This window comes from Brevundimonas sp. GW821-FHT10E09, from assembly GCF_058809375.1.
In genome coordinates this window covers 86,572-106,780 of the sequence record NZ_JBXASO010000006.1, presented here as the reverse complement: position 1 = coordinate 106,780, position 20,209 = coordinate 86,572, and the positions used below count along the sequence as shown (strand labels likewise).

Sequence of the window (20,209 nt, the reverse complement as noted above, 5' to 3'; positions counted from 1 at the left end):
CGGTACGGAGGCGATCGAAACGCCCCGCCTTGAGCGAGATCAAGGCCGCCGCCCGTCGGTGGGGCATGGTTGGATCATGACCCAGTCCCTCCACATCGCCGTCATCGCCGCCCATCCTCGCCGCCGCAGCTTCACATTGGCGATGGCGACCGCCTTTGCGGACGCGTGCCGCGCCGACGGGGCGGTCGTGGAGGTGCGCGACCTCTATCGCCTGGGCTTCGATCCGCGAATGCGCGCGCGGGAGATGCCGGACCATCCCGGTTACGCGCCTCGGGCGGATGTCGTGCGCGAGCGCCAGGCGATCGGCGACGCCAATGTTTTCGCCCTGTTCTATCCGCTCTGGTTCAATGCGCCGCCGGCTATGCTGAAGGGCTATGTGGATCGCGTCTTCGGGATGGGCTTTGGCTATTCGCCGATCCAGCGCGGCGGCAATCAACCTCTGCTGGTCGGGCGCAAGCTTGTCAGCTTCACCTCTTCCGGCGCGCCTCAGGACTGGGTGGAGCGCAGCGGTGCCTGGGCCGCCATGCATAAGCAGTTCGATGAGCATCTCTCGCTCATGACCGGCCTGGAGATCGCGGATCGTCACAACTTCGGCGCCATCGGGCCAGGACTGGCTCCCGTACGGTTTAAGGAATGTTGCGCCGAGGTCGACCGCCGCGCCCGCCGACTAATGGCCAGCCACACACCGATCGCCTAGGTTCTGCGCACCCTGGGGCCCTGTTGACCTCCATCAAGTCGCGCCTTCGCTCGAAGTGGCATTGTCCGAACATGCCCGGAAAGGGTCCGCCTGGTCTCAAGCGTCATGTCCTCTCCCTTAGCAGCCTCTGACGTCGCGATCGCCTTCGACATCCAGGGTCTGACCAAGGTCTACGAGACCGAGGCCGGGGCCGTGCATGCGCTGCGCGGCGTCGATTTCCAGATCCGCGAAGGCGAGACCCTGGTGCTGATCGGTCCCTCGGGTTCGGGAAAATCGACTCTGCTCAACATCCTCGGGGGTCTGGATCGTGCGACGGCGGGCTCGGCGAAATTCAGGACCTTCGAGCTGACGGGCGCGTCCGACGCGGCGTTGACCCGCTACCGACGGGCGTCCGTGGGTTTCATATTTCAGTTCTTCAACCTCGTGCCGAGCCTGACGGCTCGGGAGAATGTGGCCCTGATTACCGAAATCGCGATCGACCCGATGTCTCCGGAAGAGGCGCTGGAGCGGGTGGGGCTGGCCGATCGGATGGATCATTTCCCGGCGCAGCTGTCCGGGGGGCAGCAGCAACGCGTGGCGGTGGCCCGCGCCATCGCAAAACGGCCGCAGCTGCTGTTTTGCGACGAGCCGACCGGTTCGCTCGACAGCGAGAGCGGGATCCAGGTCCTGGAAGCCATCGCGGAAGTGACCGCCGCCGTGGGAGCCACCACCCTGATCGTGTCGCACAACGCCGCCATCGCGGACATGGCCGACCGGGTCGTCAAGTTCCGGGATGGACAGATCGCCGAGACGATCCGGAACAGCCGCAAGATCGCGCCGCGGGAGATGCGCTGGTGAAACCTTCGTCGCTGGATCGCAAGCTCCTGCGCGACCTCTGGCGCATGCGGCTGCAGGTGCTCGCCATCGCCCTGCTGATCACATGCGGGGTTTCGGTCGCCGTCATGAGTTTCTCGGCCCAGGAGGCGCTGGTCGTCGCCCAGGGCCGCTACTATGAGACGACCCGGTTTGCGGACGTCTTCGCCCGCGTCAAGCGCGCGCCCCTGGCCGCCGCCCGGGAACTGGCGACCATCGACGGCGTCGTCGCGGTGGACGCCCGCGCGGTGAACTACGGCCTGATGCAGATCCCGGGGCTGACGCGTCCGGCCACGGCCCAATTGATCTCTCTTCCGGACGATCCGCGGCAGGCGCTGAACAAGCTGGTCCTGATCCAGGGCCGGTATCCCGAGCCCGGGCGGACCGACGAGGCCCTGGCGCTCAAGACCTTTCTCGACGCCGCGCACATTCAGATGGGCGAACGGGTGACCATGGTCATCGACGGTCGCCAGGTCGCCTTCAAGGTGGTCGGCGCAGCCCTGTCGCCGGAGTTCGTCTATGTGCCCGGTCCCGCCTCCATGATGCCGGACGAAGCGCACCAGGGCGTGTTCTGGGCGCCGAGGACCACGGTCGAGAAGGTGACGGGCCTGGGCGGCGCCTTCGCCATGGTCTCGCTCAAGCTTGCGGCGGGCGCGCGCGAGGCGGCCGTTCTGGCGGCGGTCGACCGCATTCTCTCTCCCTATGGAGGGGTTCCGGCGGTGGGGCGCGCCGACCAGGTCTCGAACCGGTTCCAGCAGGATCGCATCGACCGGTTCGGCATTGTCGCCTGGGTCATTCCGCCGGTGTTTCTACTGGTGGCGGCGGCTTTGGTGCAGATGGTTCTGGGGCGTCTGGTGCAGAGCGAGCGCGAACAGATCGGCCTGCTGAAAGCCTTTGGTTACGGCGACATCGACGCGGCGGCCGTCTATCTGAAGATGGCTGCGCTGATCGGCGTGGTCGGAGCGATCGGGGGCGGACTTCTGGGCGCCTGGATGGGCCGGGTCATCACCGAGCTTCTGGCGCAGTACATGCGCTTTCCGCGCCTCGACCTGCAGTTTTCCTGGCAGGCCTTTCTTGTGGCCTCGGTCTTCTCCGTCGCGGCCGCCCTGGGCGGATCGCTGTTCGCCGCCAGGCGCGCCGCCCGCCTCGAACCGGCGGTGGCCATGCGCCCGCCGGCCCCGGCGGCCTATCGCAAAGGTTTCCTTGAACGGATTCCGTTGTGGGAGCGGCTGGACCAGTCCAGCCGGATGATCGTCCGCAATCTCGAGCGTTTTCCGACCCGGGCCGTGTCGACGCTGCTGGGCCTGGCGGTGAGCCTGGCTCTGCTGGTCGGTTCGCAATTCATGTTCGGCAGCCTCAACGAGGTGATCGACCAGGCCTATTTCCGGGCGCGCCACTGGACGGACGCCGTGGCCTTCGCCGAGAACCGAGGCGTGGTCGCGGTGGCGGAGGTTCGACGCCTGCCGGGCGTGGTCGCGGCCGAAGGCGAGCGCTACGCCGCCGCGCGCATCCGCGCCCACGGTCGCGAGGAACAGGGGTACGTCGCCGGCCTTGAGCCGGACGCGGTGCTCTCCCTGCCCATCGACGCGGATGATCACCGCGTGCCCTTCAAGGGGCGGGGCTTGATCCTTTCAGAATCGCTGGCGGGGCGTATGGGCGTCAAGCCGGGCGACCTGGTGGAACTCGAGGTCAGCGAGGGCCGGCGTCCCCGGGTGGTGCTGCCGGTTACGGGGACCACGCGGGACTACGCGGGCTTCTCCACCTATATGGACCGCCGGGCGCTCGGCCAGATCATGGGCGAGGGAGACCTGGTCAATCTGGTGACCCTCCAGGTCGCGAGCGACCGTCGCGCCGAATTCTACCGCTCCGTCGTGGGCGCGCCCGCGATCGTGGGCGCCGCGTCACGCGCGGATACGGTCGAGGCGTATCGGACCAATTTCATGCGCATCCTGAACGACGAGATGACCTTCTTCGCGGGCTTCGCCGCCGCCATCGCTTTCGGAGTCGCCTATAATGTCGCCCGGATCGCGCTCGCCGATCGCAGCCGTGATCTGGCCACCCTGCGGGTTCTCGGCCTCGACCAGTCGGAATGCGCCTACATCCTGCTGGGTGAGCTCTTCCTGTTGGCCCTTGTGGCCATGCCTCTCGGCGTCATTGGCGGCGTGGCGCTCGCCAGGACGCTCGTCGCGGCCTTTGCGGAGCAGGAGATGCAACTTCCGATGATCATCACCGCGCACGGCTACGGCGTCGCCGTCTGCGTCTATTTCGCCGCCGTCCTGGCCGCCGCCGTTCTCGTCGGTCAGCGTATCTGGCGCCTTGACCTTGTCGCCGCCCTCAAGACCCGGGAGTAATCATGGCCGCAAAACGCAACACACGCTGGATCGTCATGGGGGGGCTGGCGCTCGCGGCCGCGGCGATTCTGGCGGTCCTGTTCGCGCCCCGTCCGGTCACGGTGGAGGCTGCCGCCGTGCATCGCGGGCCGATCGCGGAAACCGTCTCGGACCAGGGGTGGGCGCGTGTACGTCAGGCCTATGTCGTGTCGGCCCCGGTCAGTGGTCATCTGACCCGGCTGCCGCTTGAGGTGGGCGACGCCGTGATCGCGGGGCGCACGGTCGTGGCGACCCTGCGCCCCGCGCGTTCTGCCTTTCTCGATCCACGCATGCGCGCCCAGGCCGAGGCCTCCATTTCAGCTGCGCGCGCGATGCTGGCCCAGGCCGAGGCGCAGCGCCTTCAGTTCAGGGCCGAGGCTGACCGGGCGGCGAGGGCGCAGGCGCGGCTGGAGCCGCTGGCGGCGCAGGGCGTCGTCTCACGCCAGGGTCTGGAGAACGCCCAGGCGGCGGCCACATCCGCGCGCGAGGCGCTTCGGGCGGGTGACGCGGCGGTTCTCGCCCGGCGCGCGGATGTGGCGGCGGCCCAGGCGGTTTTGACCGGTCCCGAAGCAGCGGGCGCCGGCCTGATCCCCATCACGTCCCCGACATCTGGCGTGGTGACGGCCCTGCTGCAGCAGAGCGAGCGCGACGTCGCCGCCGGCACGCCGCTGGTGGAGGTGGGGGCGACCGCAGGGCTGGAAGCGCAGATCGAATTCCTGTCCCAGGACGCCGTCAGGATCCGGCCGGGCGACCGGGCCGAGATTTATGACTGGGGCGGCGCCGCAGACCTTCCCGCCGAGGTGCGGCTGGTCGAGCCGCAGGCCTTCACAAAGATATCTGCTCTGGGGATCGAGGAGCAGCGGACGCGGGTCATGCTGCGTTTCACTGGTCCTGAATCCGGCCGCGCGGGGCTCGCGCCCGGCTATCGCGTCTGGGGACGGGTGTTCCTGCACGAAACCCCGTCGGCGGTGATCGCCCCGGCCGGTGCGCTGGTGCGCGACAGCGGAGGATGGGCCGTGTTCCGGATTGAGCAGGGCAGGGCGCGTTTGCGTCCGGTCAAGGTCGGGGCGATCACGGACCGGGACGCGGAAATTCTGGAGGGCGCAGCCGACGGCGATTCGTTGGTGGTCTTTCCTTCGGACCAGGTGCGGGACGGCGTCCGGGTGAAGACCCGGCGCGCGGGGTGACGTCCGTCCGAGCTTCGTCGGCCGCACAGCGACGCCATTCCGAACGATGTCAGGGTCGGATACGGGTGCCCGATGCGCCGGCCAGGAGGCCGTCGATGTCGTCCAGCGTCCCGATCAGGGCGGGCCGCCCGGTCTGAAGCGCAAAGCCGCACGCGGCGCGCACCTTGGGCGCCATCGAGCCCTCGGCGAAGTCGCGGCCCAGCAGGTCTTCCGCCCGGGCGTCCCGAACCGCTCGCGCATGGGGCCGCCCCCAGTCGAGGTAGACCGCATCGACATCGGTGAGGATCAGCAGTTCGTCGGCGTCCAGCCGCGCGGCCAGCAGGGCCGCCGCCAGATCCTTGTCGATCACGGCCTCGACGCCATGGCGGGACCCGTCCGGGGCGTCGGCGACCGGAACGCCGCCGCCGCCGGCGCAGACGGTGATCACGCCGGCCCCCACCAACCGGGCGATGGTCGCCGCCTCGGCGATCTCGAGCGGCGTGGGCGAGGCGACGACGCGCCGCAGTCCGGAGCCGTCGGGCGCGAAGGTCCAGCCCCGCGCCGCGCCCAACGCCTTGGCCACGTCCGACGCATAGACCGGGCCGATCGGCTTGGTCGGCCGAAGAAAGGCGGAATCGGCGGAATCCACCCGCGTCTGGGTCAGCACCACGGCGACCTCGCGGGCGGGAAGGGCGTTGCGCAGCGCCTGGGCGATGACATAGCCGACCATGCCCTGGGATTCCGCTCCCAGCACGTCGAGCGGCCAGCCAGGGGCCGCCTCATAGGCTTCCGCCTCCAGCGCCAGGAGGCCGATCTGGGGACCGTTGCCGTGGACCAGGGCGATCTCGTGACCGTCGCACGCCCGGCCCAGCCCCGGGGCGGCCGCCGCCATGGTGCGCCGTTGATTTTCGGCCGACAGCGGCTCGCCCCGGCGCAACAGGGCGTTGCCGCCCACGGCGATCACGCGCCGCATGTCACCGGGGCCGACTTGCGGCGCGCTCGCGCGCCCCCAGCGGTTCCTGCTGGGTGATGCAATGGATGTTGCCCCCGCCCAACAGGATCTCCCGCGCAGGCACGGAGAGGATTCGCCGGTTCGGGAACAGTCGGGCCAATGTCTCCATTGCGGGGGCGTCCTGCGGATCACCGAAGGCAGGCGCGACCACCACCGCGTTGGCGATGTAGAAATTCACATAGGAGGCCGCCATCCGGTCGCCGGGCTCGCGCGGCAGGGTGCCGGCCACCTTGTCGACGCCGGCGGCCTCTTCAGCGGTGATCAGCACCGGCGCCGGTTGGTGCAGCTTGTGCACCTGCAGAGGACGCCCGCGGGCGTCGCGATAACCGGCCAGGCGCTCCAGCGCCGCGGCCGAGCGGGCGTACTGCGGGTCGGCGCGGTCGTCCGTCCAGGTCAGCACCACCTCGCCCGGAGCGACGAAGCGGCACATGTTGTCGACGTGGCCGTCGGTTTCGTCGAGATAGACGCCGTGCTCCAGCCACAGCACGGTTTCGACGCCGAGGTAGTCGCGCAGCGACTGCTCGATCTCCTCACGGGTCTTGCCGGGATTGCGGTTGGGGTTCAGCAGACACTCCTCGGTCGCGAGCACCGTTCCTTCGCCGTCGACGTCGATCGAGCCGCCCTCCAGCACGAAGTCCGGGGCGTAGCGATCGTCGCGCTCAAGTTCGATGACCTTCTCGCCGACGAGATCGTCCTGGTCCCATGGGAAGTAGAGGCCGTCGGTCAGCCCGCCCCAGGCGTTGAATTTCCAGTCGACGCCGCGCACCACGCCCTGGTCGTTGACGACGAAGGTCGGGCCGCAGTCCCGGATCCAGCTGTCGTTGCTGGTCATTTCCACGACCCGCACGGTCGGCGCGAGCAGGGCGCGCGCGATCACATACTGGGCGGGCGAGACGCAGACCGTCACCGGCTCGCCTTCGGCGATCGCGGCCGCCACCGCAGCGAAGGCGTGCTGGGCCGGCTTTGCGCCGCCCCGCCAGTTGTCCGACCGTTCGGGCCACATCATCCAGCAACCGATATGGGGCTCCCATTCGGCGGGCATTCGGAACCCGTCGGCGCGGGGCGTGGTGTCGAGAACCTCAGACATGGCGGACCTTTTCGGAAACGAGAGGGTGGGTTCAGCGGACCGGGCCGGGGGGGGGGCGGTCCGCGCCGGTTGGCCTTCATCACGCCGATGACGATCTCGCCGAGCCCCAGGATCAGCAGCACGCCGGTCAGGATCGGGCCGGTCTTGCGCCAATCCACCGGCTGTCCTGGAACCCAGAGGAAGAAGAAGATCGCCTGAACGATGAACAGGGTGCAGACCAGCGCCATGACGCTGGCCCCGATCGCGCCCCCGGGAACCCGGTAGGGACGGGGCGTCTCCGCGTCGCGGGCTCGGAGACGCAGGAAGGCGGGGAACAGGACCAGATAGGGCAGCAGGAAGATGACCGAGCTGAAGGCGAACAGCGACCAGAACAGGTCCTCGGCGCTGCTGGCGAAGACGCCATAGACGACGATCACGAAGGTCGAGACCAGGCCGGTGAGGAGATAGGCTCCGACCGGGGTCTGGTTGGACTTACGCAGCCGCCCGAACACCGCCGGCAGTTCGCCGTCGGCCGCTGCGGCCTGGGCGGTGCGGTTGGCGCCCATGGACCAGGTGACCAGATTGGCCAGGATGGTGAACACCGCCCCGACGCCGATGAGGGGGATGATCACGTCCAGCCCCGGAGCGCCGGCCATCAGCGACCTCAGGGTGTCGAGCAGGCCTTCGATCAGGCCGATGTCCTTGACGGGCAGGGCCACGAGAATGCCGAAGGTCGCCAGCAGGTAGAAGCCCGAGATCAGCAGGCCGGCCGTGATGACCGCGATCGGCACGTCGCGGGCGGGGTTGCGCATCTCTTCGCCGGCCCCCGAGACCAGTTCGAAGCCCATGAAATTGTAGACAATGACCGGAAGGAAGGCGAGACCGGCGCCCCATTGCGGGATCAGGCTCGGCCAGGACAGGTCGTTGGCCGGTCCCCGGGTGGTCAGGACGTAGATCCCCGCACCGCCGATCAGCAGCATGATGGCGGCCTTGATGACCGCCCCCAGATTGGGCACCCATTTGGCCGTCGCCAGGCTGGTGACGCCGATCAGGACGGTCAGCCAGGTGGCCCCGATCCCGATGCCGATCTTGCCCCACAGGCTCATCTCGACGCCGGTGATCTGGGCGATCAGTCCGGCCATCAGGATGTATCCCGACGGCATCCACAGGGCGACGTTGACCCAGTAGTACCAGGTCGTGCGCGCCGCCCAGCGATCGCCGAAGGCGCGCCGGATCCATTGCTGGATGCCGCCCTCGCCGGGATAGGCCGCCCCCAGTTCAGCGGTGATCAGGCCGTAGGGGATGAAGAACAGCAGGAAGGTGATCACCCACCACGACAGGGCCGAGGGGCCGATCGCCGCCGATGCGGCCAGGGTGTCGATCACCAGGATGGCGCAGACGGTGAACAGGGTGACGTCGAACAGGCCCATGACGCGCTTGAAGCGCGGGCGCGGCGTGGCGGAAACAGCGTCAGACATGGCGGTCGACCTCCGACAGGACAGCCGGCGAAGCCGGCTCGGTGAGGGGATGGTGCTTGAGAAACTCTGCAATGCGCCCGGCATGCCAATGCGAGCGCGCGGCCGACCGCGGCTTCAGGCGCGGGGCGACGAAGGCGGCGAGAATGGCCTTTTCCGCGTGCAGCCGGTTCTCGGACTGGTCGTAGATGATCGAGCGAGGGCCATCCATCACGGCGTCCGTCACCTCGACGCCTCGCGAGGCGGGCAGGCAGTGCATGAATTTGGCGTGCGCCGGGGCATGGGCCAGCAAGGCCTCATTGATTTGGTACCGGGGCATGAAGGCGGCGGTGCGCTCAGGGATTTCGGCCTCCTGGCCGACCCACCACCACAGGTCTGTATAGACGAAATCCGCCCCGGCCACGGCGGCCTGCGGATCCTCGGTGGCCGTGAAGGAGCCGCCGGACGCAGCGCAGTTGGCCCGGGCGATCGCCTGCCACGCCTCGGGGGCCTGGTAGCGGGCGGGCGCGCAATGGGTGAAGTTCAGGCCCAGCCGGGTGCAGATCATCATCAGCGACGAGCAGACATTGGTCGCGTCGCCGATGAAGGCGACCCGCAAATCCTCGAGCCGTTTCCCGTCCGGACTGTGCTCGATCATGGTGAAGACGTCGCACAGCACCTGGGTAGGGTGATTGTAGTCGGTCAGGCCGTTGATCACCGGGACGGTCGCCCAGCGCGCCAGTTCGGTCACCGTGGCGTGTTTCAGGGTCCGCGCCTCGATGGCGTCGACCATCCGGCTCATCACCCGGGCGGTGTCCTTGATGCTCTCGCGAACGCCGAGGTGAATCTCCCCGGGCTTCAGATAGAGGGCGTGCCCGCCGAGCCGCGTCATGGCGACCTCGAACGAGATACGGGTTCGGGTCGAAGGCTCCTCGAAGATCATCCCGAGGGAGGCCCCCGCCAGCAGAGGCGGCAAGCCTCCCTGTTTGTCGGCGGCCTTGAGCAGGCCGGTCAGCTCCAGCAGCGACCGGAGCTCGGTGCTCGTGAAATCTTGCGTGTCGATGAAATGACGCATCGTCCTGTCCCGCGCTTCGAGCCCTGGATACTAGGGGCAAGGTCGGTAGACGATCTGATCCAGATCAAGTCGGTGATCATCGCTCGCTGTCGGCTCGTCAAAGGCAGTAGGTCGTGACCACCGTCGGCAACAGCGTCCAGACCGCCGCGATCAGTCCCACCCAGGCTGTGGCGCGACTGACGAAGCGCACGAACGGCGAGGGCGAACTGAAGCGCGCGGCGTGAAGGGCCAGGATCAGACCCACCTGCAGCAGCACCGCCAGCCCATAGGCGCCCCCCATCAGCAGGCGCGGGACGGAGACCAGGCCGAAAGCCGACCCGCCGATCCCGTGTCCGCAGATCAGCCCGTGCAGGCCGTACACAGCGCTGAAGCTGGCCAGCCAGACCAGGGGCGCGACCAGGATGCGCAGGATATCCCTCACGCCAGCAATCCCGGAAGATGGGCGACGACGAGGATCAGCGTCGAGGCGCCGGCCAGGTAGTCGACCCAAAGGGTCACCACCGGGAATTCGGCCTGACGGCTGGGCGAGGTGAAGCCCCTGACGACGCGGGCGGTGAGGAAGGCGGCCATCAGGGCCGCCAGGACGGCGTGAAACAGGGCGTAGGATCCGAGCACCAGGAGCGTCGCTCCATAGGCGTGGTCGCCGGGCGTCGGGGCCCGCAGGACCACCCCACCCGCCGCCGCCCCGACCCCCAGGGCGGCGACGAAGGTCAGGCCCAGCCAAGGCCGGGCGTCCTGGCCCTTTCGATTGGCCCGCGCGGCGCGTCGGATAGCCACCACGCCAAGCCCGGCCCCGATGAGGCCCAGCGCCAGCTCCGGCGCCGACGACGTCAACCAGGCGGGCGGCGGCCAGGACGGGGCGACCGTCCACAGGAAGGCGAAGCCGAACAGCAGCGAGCCGAAGAAGGTCGCATTGGCGGTCAGCAGGAGGGCCGACCCCCACCAGCTGGGCGAACGTCTGACCTGGGTGGCGTTGGGCAGCATCAGGCCGCGACCGATCGACCGAGGGGGCAGATCGGTCGTGCGTCCCAGCGACCAGGCCCAGCGCCACGTCAGGATCGTCACCCCGACCACCGCCAGCGGAACCGTCCAGTAGAACTTCAGCAACAGGGAGACGAAGAACACCCCGGTGACCGCCGCCATCAGGATCGGCAGGCGGGTGTTGGTCGGGTAGATGATGTGAAAGTCCGGCTTGCCGGTCGCGACCTCGACCGTCAGGCTTTCGCGCCACCCCCGTTCGGGTTCCGAGAGATAGCCTTCACCGCGCGCAAGGCGGAGCGTCAGCCCGGGATCGTCGGCGAGCGGCTGACGGCTGTCGACATGGGGCAGGCTGGCGAAATTATACGCCGGCGGCGGCGTCATCATCGCCCACTCCAGGGTTCCGGCCTGCCACGGATCGCGGCGGCTGCGGCGCGCGGTGAAGGCGTGCAGGACCAGGTCGACGATCACCATGGCGATGCCGATGGCCAGCACGAAACTGCCGATCGACGAGATCAGGTTGACGGTCGTCCAGCCGTCCTCCGGCAGATAGGTCGAGATCCGCCGCCGCTGGCCCAGCAGACCGACCCAGTGCATGGCCAGGAAGGTGACATGGAAGCCGATGAAGACGAGGGCGAAGGCCAGCTCGCCCAGCCGGAAGAACCGCGCACGGCCGCTGACGTGGGGCATCCAGTAGTAGAGCCCGGCCAGGATCGGAAAGACGAAGCCGCCGAACAGGACGTAGTGAAGGTGGGCTGTGATGAAGGCGGTGTCGTGCGCCTGCCAGTCGAACGGCACCACCGCCACCATGACCCCGGTCAGCCCCCCGATCACGAAGGTGAAGAAGAAGCCGAGCAGGTGAAGCATCGGCATGCGCAGGCTGGGCCTGCCCTTCCACATGGTCCCGATCCAGGCGAACAGCTGAACGCCGGTCGGCACCGCGACCAGGGTCGAGGCCGCCGAGAAGAAGGCCAGCCCCATATGCGGGATGCCGGTCGTAAACATGTGGTGGACCCATATCCCGAACGACAGGAAGGCCAGCCCCGTGGCCGAGGCCACGATCCAGCCGTAGCCCAGCAGGGTCGTGCGGCACATGACCGGCAGGATGGTCGAGATCACCCCCGCCGCCGGCAGGAAGATGATGTAGACCTCCGGGTGACCGAACAGCCAGAACAGGTGCTGCCACAACAGGCTGTCGCCGCCGAACTCGGCCTGGAAGAAGGGGAGGCCGAAGGCCCGTTCCAGCTCCAGCAGGATCGAGCCCAGGATCAGCGGCGGAAAGCCGGTCAGAATCATCAGGGCGGTGACCAGGGCGTACCAGGCGAAGATCGGCATCTTGTCCAGCGACATGCCGGGGGCGCGGTATTTGAGGATCGAGACGGTGATCTCGACCGCCGCCGCAATGGCCGAAATCTCGACGAAGGTGATGCCGATCAGCCAGAAATCCGTGTTGATGCCCGGCGAGTAGATCGGTCCGGTCAGCGGGGGATACATGAACCACCCGCCGTCCGGCGCGATGCCCAGCACCATCGACACCAGCAGCATCGTCCCGCCGAAGACATAGCACCAGAAGCCGTAGGCGGAGAGGCGGGGGAAGGCGAGATCGCGCGTGCCCAGCATCTTGGGCAGCAGATACATCGCCAGTCCCTCGAACGTCGGGATGGCGAACAGGAACATCATGATGGTCCCGTGCATGGTGAAGATCTGGTTGTAGATCTCCGGCCCGGCGAAGGCCGAGTGGGGCGTCGCCAGCTGGGCTCGGATCAGCATGGCGAGCACGCCGCCGACCAGGAAGAAGAAGAAGGACACGGCCAGGAACATCCGGCCGAGGTCGGTGTGGTTGACGGTCGAGAACAGGCCGCGAGCGCCGGGTTCGGACGACCAGATTTCGGTCAGGCGGCGGTGGCGCTGGAGCGTGTTCATGGCGTGCCGCTTCGGACGAAGCGCTCCCAGGAGGCGGGGTCGTGGGCGACCACGGTGAAGGCGAAATCGTCGTAGCCGACGCCGCTGAACTCGGCGCTTCGGCCGGCATAGACGCCGGGGGCGTCGGCCTCGATGCGCAGGATGTTAACATGGCCGGGAATGGCGTCGATCTTGCCGGCCAGGCGCGGCGCCCAGAAGCTGTGGATCACGTCCGTCGACGTGATCGCGACATCGACGGGCCGCCCGGCGGGAATGTGCAGCACATGGTCGGTCCTCAGCCCCGCAACATCGGCGTAGCTGAAGGCCCAGGCGGACCGGCGGGCCTCGGCGCCGACGCGGACGACATCAGCGCCCTGCCTGGGCAGCAATCGCTCCCCCGCCGCCAGCCCATAGGCGAGAAGGGCCAGCAGCACGACGACCGGAAAGGCTATGCCCAGCTTGATCACCCACAGGCGCTCGTGCCGCGTCTCGTCAACGGGGCCGCGCGCCCGGAACGCCAGCGCGACCAGGGCCATCACCAGGGCGAAGATGGCGACGGCCCCCACCAGCATCACCCACCAGATCTGGGCGATGGTGCGGGCGGCGGGGCCGGCCGGATCGACGGTCGACAGCGCCCCCTCGCAACCCGCCAGCGCCAGCGCCGTTGTCAGAACCACCATGGAACGCGGCAGGGACGGGATATGACGGACAAGATCGAAGAGGAAGCCGAGGCCCTGATCGACCCGATTGCGGCCGCGCCCGGATTTTCCGCGACCGAGTCGCGCGTCGCGGTTTTCGGTCACCCGATCCATGCGATGAGCGTCGCCTTCCCCGTGGCCCTGACCTTCTGCACCCTGGGTGCGGACGCCCTGTACTGGTGGACGGGCGACGGCTTCTGGGCCCGGGCCGCCCTGTGGTCCGCCGGCACGGGTTTTCTGTTCGGCATGTTGGCGGGCGTTTCCGGCACGGCTGAACTTCTGATGGTGTCGGGCATCCGGGCGCGGGCTCCGGCCTGGACCCATTTCATCATCGCGGTGACCCTGCTGGCGCTGCTCGGGGCGAACTGGGGGCATCGTCTCTATGGATATGAGACGGCCGTTTTGCCTTACGGCATCCTGCTCTCGGCCCTGTGTGTCGGGGTGGTGGCGGTAACGGGCTGGCATGGCGGCAAACTCGTCTTCGACTATCGACTGGGCGTGTCGAACAAGAGCTGACCGCTCCGGGGTTCCGTCAGCCAGTCCGGCAGGACGACCCAGGCCAGCGTCGGCTTGGCCAACACCAGGGTGAGGATCATCAACATCGGCAAGAGAACCAGGGCGATCGGGATATAGGGCCGGGGCGGGGTGTGTTCGTCAGGGGCTTCGCCGATCCGCGCGAGGGTGTGGCCGATCCAGCCATGGGCCATCACCAGCATCGCGACGAACGCCAGTTTGGCGAACAGCCACGGCACATAGACCTCGCGCAGGAAGATCAGCCAGGTGCCGGCGATCACGGCGATGACGGCCGCCGGCGTGACGCACATCGTATAGGTCAGGTGCGAGGCGTTCCGGACGACGCGATAGTCTTCAATCGAGATGTTCGGGTCATGGCGCGTCAACATCAACGGCAGGGCCAGCAGCCCTCCGCACCAGATCACCAGGGCGACGATATGGGCCGCCTTGAACAGCGGAACGGCGGGTGCGAGCCAGTCGATCATGCGCGCGTCGCCTTCAGTCGCGACCAGCCCTGGCGCGCGATCCAGATGGTTGCGATCGCGTAGGGTATCCCCGCCGGCGCCCACATGATCAGCCCTCCCAGGGCCTGATCCTCCAGCGGGGTCATGCCCCAGGCCAGGGGCGCGAATCTGTGCGCCGCATAGAGGGACGTCGGGGCGAAGGTCAGCAGGGCGCCGAGCAGCCCCATCTGGGCGAAGGCGGCGATCACAAACCCGAGGCGATCCACAGGCGCGCCGTCCCCGGCCAGGACCGCCCGCCAGAACAGCATCGCGCTGCCGAGCAGCGAGATTTGCATCACCCAATAGACTGGGATGTTGGTCAGGGCGGCGTCATAGGCTGCGGGAATGTGCCAGATCCAGAGGACGGCGGTCGAGACCACGAAGGGAATCACGATCCCCCCCGGCCGTGGCGCCGGGACCGCCAAGGCCAGAAGCGGTGCGGCGACGGCGATGAGCAGGACGTGGTGCACGACCCGCGCTGAAAACAGGGCCGCCGACAGGGCGCAGAGCGGAGAGACGAAGGCGATCGCCAACACCGCCACGCCGGCCAGTCCGGCCCGGTCGCGCCGCAGGCCCACGCCCAGCGCGAACAGCGCGGCGAGAAGAATCGGGTCCAGATTCCAGCTCGTGGCGAGTTCGCCGGGAAGCGGCGCAGGACCGCAGTAAGTGGCGTGCATTCAGGGCGTTTCCCTGCGATTGATGAGTGTCGTGCGTCCGTGGCCCCGGCATGTCTTCGCGGCCGTCAGATACCTAAGCCGTATCGGACAAGGATGTTCCGACCTGAGTGTTTCGGCGCGATCGGTGTCTCGCCACCCTTCAGGGCTCGGCTATGGTCAAAACCATACCGCGTGGTCGCCCGTGCCTTCCCGACTGAAACGCCGTGAAAGCGCACCCGTTCGATATCGGTCTGTGATCCGCCGCGCCCTCAAGGCGCCACCTGCAAAACTGCAGGGCCAAGTCGTGAAGAGATGGTGCCGGTTGCAGGAATCGAACCCGCGACATCCAGTTTACAAAACTGGCGCTCTACCAACTGAGCTAAACCGGCCCCGGTCTTGAGGACTGGCTGGCCTTATGCGGACGGATTCACGCCTGTGCAAGACGGATCCGCCACGCTCAGGCCAGTTCTGCGGCGATCCGGTCGGCCAGGGGCCTCAAGGCGGCGGCTTCGGCCATGGGCGCGTGGCCGTGTCCCTTCATCGGCCGGTCGGCCCAGCGGGGGATGATGTGGAAATGCAGGTGGAAGACGGTCTGGCCGCCGGCGTCGCCGTTGAACTGCATCACGGCGATCCCGTCGGGCTTCAGCGCCCTTTCGACCGCCACGGCCGTGCGTTGCAGGGCGGCCGTCAGCCGGGCCAGGATGTCCGGCTCGACCTCCAGCAGGTTCCGCGCCTGCGACTGTTTGGCGATGATCAGGACATGGCCTTCCGACTGGGGAAACACGTCCATGAAGGCCAGGACGTGGTCGTCCTCCCACACCTTCACCGAGGGGATCTCGCCGCGCAGGATCTTGGCGAAGATGTTGTCGGGGTCGTATTCGCCGTGAAGGCTCATGGCCGGTCTCCGTATCGTGTCGCGGTCTGGATCAGCGCCCTGATTAGCAGCCGGGGCGGGCGAGGGGGAGCCTTTGCCGGCATGCCGCGTTATGGTGACGCTTCCACATCATTGAGGACAACATGATCCGTTTCATCATCCAGGCCGTCGTCACCATGGCCGGCCTGTGGCTGTCGGCCCAGATCGTGCCGGGCGTCGACTTCACCAATAACGGCTCGCTGATCGCGGCGGCGATCATTCTGGGCCTGGTCAACGCGATCGTGCGGCCGATCATGGTGGTGCTGACCTTCCCGATCACGGTCGTCACCCTGGGTCTGTTCCTGCTGATCGTGAACGCGGCGATGATCGGCTTGACCGCCCTGTTCCTGAACGGCTTCGCCGTGGACGGCCTGTGGGCGGGAATCGGGGCGGCCATCGTCACCGGCGTGGTCAGCTGGATCGCCGGCGCCTTTATCGGCGGTGACGAAAAGCGCGGCTAAAGTCGGGAAAAGGCGCGACCTTCCGCGTCGAACAGATGGGCCTGGTCGGCGGGGACGTGCAGGGTCAGCGATTCGCCGACCCTGGCCGGAGCCCCGCCCGCCAGCTGGACCGTCAGGGTGTCCTGCGACGCCGGATGTTTCAGATGGGCCATGGTCGTCGCCCCCAGGGGCTCGACGAACAGGACCTCGGCGGTCAGCCCGTCGCCCTCGGCCGACAGGCTCAGATGTTCGGGCCGGACGCCCAGGGTGATGCGGTCGCCGGCCTTGGCCGAGGCGGCGTCCACCGCCACGCGGATCGTCTCGCCTGCCGTCGTCCGCACCGTGGCCCCGGCGGCCGAGGCGGCGACCACCTCGCCCGCCAGCAGGTTCATGCGCGGACTGCCGATGAAGCCGGCGACGAACAGATTGGCCGGGCGCTGGTACAGGTCCATCGGCGCCCCGACCTGTTCGATCCGGCCGCCGTTCAGCACCACGATCCGGTCGGCCAGGGTCATGGCCTCGACCTGGTCGTGGGTCACATAGATCATCGTCGTCTTCAGTTCGGCGTGCAGGCGCGCGAATTCGTAGCGCATCCGAACCCGCAGGGCGGCGTCCAGGTTCGACAGGGGCTCGTCGAACAGGAAGACGTCGGGTTCGCGCACGATGGCGCGGCCGATGGCGACGCGCTGGCGCTGTCCGCCGGACATGGCCTTGGGCTTGCGGTCCAGATAGTCGGTGATGCTCAGGGCTTCGGCGGCGGCGCGTACGCGGCGATCGATCTCGGCTCTGTCCGTCTTGGCCAGTTTCAGCCCGAAGGCCATGTTTTCATAGGCCGTCATGTGCGGATACAGGGCGTAGGACTGGAACACCATGGCGATGCCCCGGTCGGACGGCGACAGGTCGTTGACCACCCGGTCGCCGATGGAGACCTGGCCCGTCGTCGCCTCTTCCAGCCCGGCGATGGTGCGCAACAGGGTGGATTTGCCGCAGCCGGACGGGCCGACGAAGACCACGAACTCGCCGTCGGCGATCTCCAGATCGACGCCCTTCAGCACCTCGACGGCGCCGAACGCCTTCTTCACGTCGACCAGACGGACGTTCGCCATGCTTCTTTCCTGAACTGCTTCCATTTTTCTCTACCGTAACCGGTTACATCGCCGGATCAAAGGCTCGCGATATTCCAGAGCGTATGCAGAACCGATAATTTGCAAATCTGCAAAATTGCTCTTTCGCAAAATACACGCCCTCGCTAGAAGCCGCCGTCACGGTTTTGGGGAGCACAGACATGGCGCGGCGTAAAATCCTGATGGCGACGGCTTCGGTCGCCTGGCTGGCGGGCGTCTGTGCGGTTCAGGCGCAGGAGGGGCCGTCTCGCGTGGACGATATCGTCGTCACCGGATCGCGCATCGCCGGCGGCGACCGGATCGCGCCGGTCGAGACTTTGGAGCGGAACGTCATCGCGGCCTCCGGCGTCGCCGACGCTTCGCAACTGGTCCGCCTGATCACCGCCAACTCGGGCTCCGAGGCCCAGGTGGATCAGCTGAATCAGCCGCAGAGCTCCGGCACGGCCCAGTTCAATCTGCGCAATCTCGGCCTGGGTTCGACCCTGGTCCTGGTCGACGGCCAGCGCTGGACGACCAGCGCCGTGGTGGTGACCGACGGCTCGGCCTTCGTCGACATCAACTCGCTCGTTCCCATGATCGCCTTGCAGCGGGTCGAGGTGGCCAGGGACGGCGCCTCGGCCGTCTATGGCTCGGACGCCGTGGCCGGGGTGGTCAACTTCATCACCCGTTACAATGTGGCGGAGCCCGAGATCAGCGCCAAATACGCCGTGGCCGACGGATCGGAAGAGAGCGTGATCCAGGCCATCGGCGGTTTTGCGCTGCTGGGCGGCGACCTGACCCTGGCGGCCTCGCATTTCCACCGGTCGGCGCTCAGCACCGACGAGCGCGACTTCACCCAGGCGGACCGTTACGGCCGCGCGTCCTGGACCGCCGTGACCAGCTACGGTCAGCCGGGCTCCTATTACCGGCCCGGCACGGGGGGCTATGCGCCGGACCCGGCCTGCGACAATCCCGCCTTCGACGCCGCCTATCGCAACAGCGCCGGCGACGCCTTCTGCCGCCTCGACTATTCCGACTTCTTCGACCTGACGCCGGAGGAGACGCGCACCCAGGTCTTCGCCGACTATCGCCGTCCGGTCGGGGACATGAGCCTGTCGCTTCAGGCGGCCTGGTCGACCTCCGAAACCCGCGCCCGCCAGACGCCGTCGCTGCCCATCCTGGCTCAGTCCCTGACCGTGCCGGCCTCGCACCCCGACAATCCGTTCGGCGAGGACGTCCTGTTCCGGGGCCGGCTTCTGGGCGCAGAGGCCGGGGCTTCGACCGCCGTGTTCGAGTATGAGACCTGGCGCCTGGCCGCCGGTCTGGACGGTGACTTCGCCGGCGGCTGGACCTGGAGCCTGGCCGCGACCGCCAGCCGCCAGCATGTCGCCTATGACAAGCCGGACGTGATCGGCAGCGCGCTGCGGAACGCCCTGAATGGTCTGGGCGGCGCCGGCTGCGATGCGGCGACGGGGGCGCCGGGCGTCGGCGCCTGTCAGTATTTCAATCCCTTCGGCAGCGCCTATCTCGGGACCGGCACGGCCAACAGCGCCGAACTGATCGACAGCCTGATCGGCTCCACCGGTCTGCGCGGCGCGTCCAGCCTGATCACGGCCGACGCCTCGACCGGCGGTCAGGCCCTGGCTTGGGCCGGGGGGCGGGTCGATGTGGCCCTGGGCGCCCAGTATCGCCGCAGCGTTTTCCGTCACGACTGGAGCGATCTGGTCAACGCCGGCGAACTGCTGACCGCCGGGTTTTCGCCGGACTTCGAGGGCGACCAGCAAACCCTGGCCGGCTTCGCCGAGGCCCGAATCCATCTGGGCGACCGGATCGAGGCGCAACTGGCCGGGCGTTACGAATCCTATGACGGCGATCAGGGGCGGTTCAGCCCCAAGGCGGCGGTCCGCTGGGACGTGACCGACGCCCTGGCGCTGCGCGCCTCGTGGGGGCAAGGGTTCCGCGCCCCGTCCGTCTACGCCCAGTCCGGCGCCCAGGCCTCTCAGCCGTCGGTGTTCGATCGGGGGGCGTTCGTCTTCGTCAACACCCTGACCTCGGGCGACGCCGACCTGAAACCCGAAAAGTCCGAGAGCCTGACCTTCGGCGCCCTGTGGCGTCCGATCGAGGGGCTGGAACTGGGCCTGGACGCCTGGCGCTTCGACTATGCCGACCAGGTGGTCAAGGAATCGGCCCAGGCGATCATCGATCAGGCGGCGGCCGATACGGCGGCGGGCCGCACCGGCACGGACGCCCAGTCGCGCATCACCCGTTCGGCCGGCGGCGCCTTGACCTTCGTCCAGCTCTATTTCGTCAACGCCTCTTCCATCGAGACGCAGGGGATCGACCTGGCGGCGCGTTACGGTCGCGATCTGTGGGGCGGTCGGGCCTCGGCCTCGGCGACCTGGACCTATGTGGACCGTTACGACATCCGGCTCAGCGACGGCGCGGCCCAGGTGTCGGGCGTGGGCTCGACCAATCTGAACAATATCGGCCGGTCCCTGCCGCGCAATCGCGGCGAGTTCGCCCTGTCCTGGAGCGGCGGCGGTCATGCCCTGACCGGCCTGGTCCACTACACAGCCGGTTATCGTAATGACCGCAGCGGGATCAACGACACCACCATCGCCAGCCAGACCACCGTCGATCTGCTCTACACCCGCACGCTCGGCCTCGATCTCGACTTGGCCCTGGGCTTGGTCAATCTGGCGGACAAGGCGCCGCCTCTGGCCCAGTACGCCTTCGGCTACGACCCGGTCGTCGCCGATCCGCGTGGACGGGTGTTCAGCCTGGGGCTGACAAAACGATTCTGATCAGGGCG

The 20,209-nt window shown here is 68.0% G+C and carries 18 protein-coding genes and 1 tRNA gene; 7 read left to right on the top strand and 12 right to left on the bottom strand.

All coding sequences use genetic code 11. From position 1 onward, the window contains the following. The first annotated feature begins 76 nt into the window (after positions 1-76). The 4 genes from AC1RSI_RS07510 to AC1RSI_RS07495 all read left to right on the top strand — a co-directional run bounded on the left by AC1RSI_RS07510 (position 77) and on the right by AC1RSI_RS07495 (position 5,105). Entirely contained in the window at positions 77-697 is a 621-nt protein-coding gene (locus tag AC1RSI_RS07510) for an NAD(P)H-dependent oxidoreductase (RefSeq protein ID WP_035306588.1), read from the top strand. A gap of 105 nt (positions 698-802) precedes the next feature. Beyond that, on the top strand, positions 803-1,534 hold the full coding sequence (locus AC1RSI_RS07505; protein WP_154726044.1) for an ABC transporter ATP-binding protein: 732 nt from the start codon (positions 803-805) through the stop codon (positions 1,532-1,534). Beyond that, positions 1,531-3,900 carry an ABC transporter permease gene (locus AC1RSI_RS07500; RefSeq protein ID WP_154726045.1) on the top strand — a complete coding sequence of 790 codons (2,370 nt, stop codon included), beginning with the start codon at positions 1,531-1,533 and terminating at the stop codon, positions 3,898-3,900. Before AC1RSI_RS07505 ends, AC1RSI_RS07500 begins: the two co-directional genes overlap by 4 nt. Positions 3,901-3,902: 2 nt before the next feature. Then, positions 3,903-5,105 carry an efflux RND transporter periplasmic adaptor subunit gene (locus AC1RSI_RS07495; protein ID WP_035306581.1) on the top strand — a complete coding sequence of 401 codons (1,203 nt, stop codon included), beginning with the start codon at positions 3,903-3,905 and terminating at the stop codon, positions 5,103-5,105. A 49-nt stretch (positions 5,106-5,154) separates the two neighbouring features. Here AC1RSI_RS07495 and AC1RSI_RS07490 read toward each other — a convergent pair whose 3' ends face one another. The 7 genes from AC1RSI_RS07490 to AC1RSI_RS07460 all read right to left on the bottom strand — a co-directional run bounded on the left by AC1RSI_RS07490 (position 5,155) and on the right by AC1RSI_RS07460 (position 13,251). Continuing rightward, on the bottom strand, positions 5,155-6,057 hold the full coding sequence (locus AC1RSI_RS07490) for a carbamate kinase (RefSeq protein WP_154726046.1): 903 nt from the start codon (positions 6,055-6,057) through the stop codon (positions 5,155-5,157). A gap of 1 nt (position 6,058) precedes the next feature. After that, positions 6,059-7,183, bottom strand: a complete 1,125-nt coding sequence (gene aguA / locus AC1RSI_RS07485; RefSeq protein WP_447941536.1) for an agmatine deiminase — start codon at positions 7,181-7,183, stop codon at positions 6,059-6,061. Beyond that, a complete protein-coding gene (locus AC1RSI_RS07480; protein ID WP_291757067.1) occupies positions 7,099-8,640 on the bottom strand; it encodes an APC family permease in 1,542 nt (513 codons plus the stop codon). Before AC1RSI_RS07480 ends, aguA begins: the two co-directional genes overlap by 85 nt. Next, a complete protein-coding gene (gene ptcA / locus AC1RSI_RS07475) occupies positions 8,633-9,691 on the bottom strand; it encodes a putrescine carbamoyltransferase (RefSeq protein ID WP_052005175.1) in 1,059 nt (352 codons plus the stop codon). The genes AC1RSI_RS07480 and ptcA overlap by 8 nt, the downstream gene beginning before the upstream one ends. Positions 9,692-9,788: 97 nt before the next feature. Next, positions 9,789-10,112: a hypothetical protein gene (locus AC1RSI_RS07470; RefSeq protein WP_035311122.1), complete on the bottom strand. Its 324-nt coding sequence runs from the start codon at positions 10,110-10,112 to the stop codon at positions 9,789-9,791. Beyond that, complete coding sequence (ctaD, locus tag AC1RSI_RS07465; RefSeq protein WP_447941534.1) at positions 10,109-12,592, bottom strand: cytochrome c oxidase subunit I; 2,484 nt, start codon at positions 12,590-12,592, stop codon at positions 10,109-10,111. Before ctaD ends, AC1RSI_RS07470 begins: the two co-directional genes overlap by 4 nt. Continuing rightward, on the bottom strand, positions 12,589-13,251 hold the full coding sequence (locus AC1RSI_RS07460) for a cytochrome c oxidase subunit II (RefSeq protein ID WP_052004885.1): 663 nt from the start codon (positions 13,249-13,251) through the stop codon (positions 12,589-12,591). Before AC1RSI_RS07460 ends, ctaD begins: the two co-directional genes overlap by 4 nt. A gap of 21 nt (positions 13,252-13,272) precedes the next feature. On the opposite strand from AC1RSI_RS07460, the gene AC1RSI_RS07455 reads away from it, so the two are divergent. Then, the gene (locus AC1RSI_RS07455) at positions 13,273-13,785 is read left to right on the top strand and encodes a DUF2231 domain-containing protein (RefSeq protein ID WP_008264091.1); all 513 of its coding nucleotides are present in this window, start codon (positions 13,273-13,275) and stop codon (positions 13,783-13,785) included. Here AC1RSI_RS07455 and AC1RSI_RS07450 read toward each other — a convergent pair. From AC1RSI_RS07450 to AC1RSI_RS07435, 4 genes are all read right to left on the bottom strand, one after another. Further along, on the bottom strand, positions 13,755-14,267 hold the full coding sequence (locus tag AC1RSI_RS07450) for a CopD family protein (protein WP_154726142.1): 513 nt from the start codon (positions 14,265-14,267) through the stop codon (positions 13,755-13,757). The two genes, AC1RSI_RS07455 and AC1RSI_RS07450, sit on opposite strands and share 31 nt — an antisense overlap. Then, positions 14,264-14,962 carry a cytochrome c oxidase assembly protein gene (locus tag AC1RSI_RS07445; RefSeq protein WP_035307395.1) on the bottom strand — a complete coding sequence of 233 codons (699 nt, stop codon included), beginning with the start codon at positions 14,960-14,962 and terminating at the stop codon, positions 14,264-14,266. Before AC1RSI_RS07445 ends, AC1RSI_RS07450 begins: the two co-directional genes overlap by 4 nt. Before the next feature lie 292 nt (positions 14,963-15,254). Next, a tRNA-Thr gene (locus tag AC1RSI_RS07440) sits at positions 15,255-15,330 on the bottom strand. Positions 15,331-15,398: 68 nt separating this feature from the next. Beyond that, complete coding sequence (locus AC1RSI_RS07435) at positions 15,399-15,836, bottom strand: HIT family protein (protein ID WP_008263758.1); 438 nt, start codon at positions 15,834-15,836, stop codon at positions 15,399-15,401. Positions 15,837-15,958: 122 nt separating this feature from the next. On the opposite strand from AC1RSI_RS07435, the gene AC1RSI_RS07430 reads away from it, so the two are divergent. Then, on the top strand, positions 15,959-16,315 hold the full coding sequence (locus tag AC1RSI_RS07430; RefSeq protein ID WP_008260563.1) for a phage holin family protein: 357 nt from the start codon (positions 15,959-15,961) through the stop codon (positions 16,313-16,315). Here the strand turns inward: AC1RSI_RS07430 and AC1RSI_RS07425 are convergent. Continuing rightward, positions 16,312-17,400 carry an ABC transporter ATP-binding protein gene (locus AC1RSI_RS07425; protein WP_154726143.1) on the bottom strand — a complete coding sequence of 363 codons (1,089 nt, stop codon included), beginning with the start codon at positions 17,398-17,400 and terminating at the stop codon, positions 16,312-16,314. The genes AC1RSI_RS07430 and AC1RSI_RS07425 overlap by 4 nt on opposite strands. Before the next feature lie 179 nt (positions 17,401-17,579). On the opposite strand from AC1RSI_RS07425, the gene AC1RSI_RS07420 reads away from it, so the two are divergent. Continuing rightward, positions 17,580-20,201, top strand: a complete 2,622-nt coding sequence (locus tag AC1RSI_RS07420) for a TonB-dependent receptor domain-containing protein (protein WP_154726144.1) — start codon at positions 17,580-17,582, stop codon at positions 20,199-20,201. The last annotated feature ends 8 nt before the right edge of the window (positions 20,202-20,209 follow it).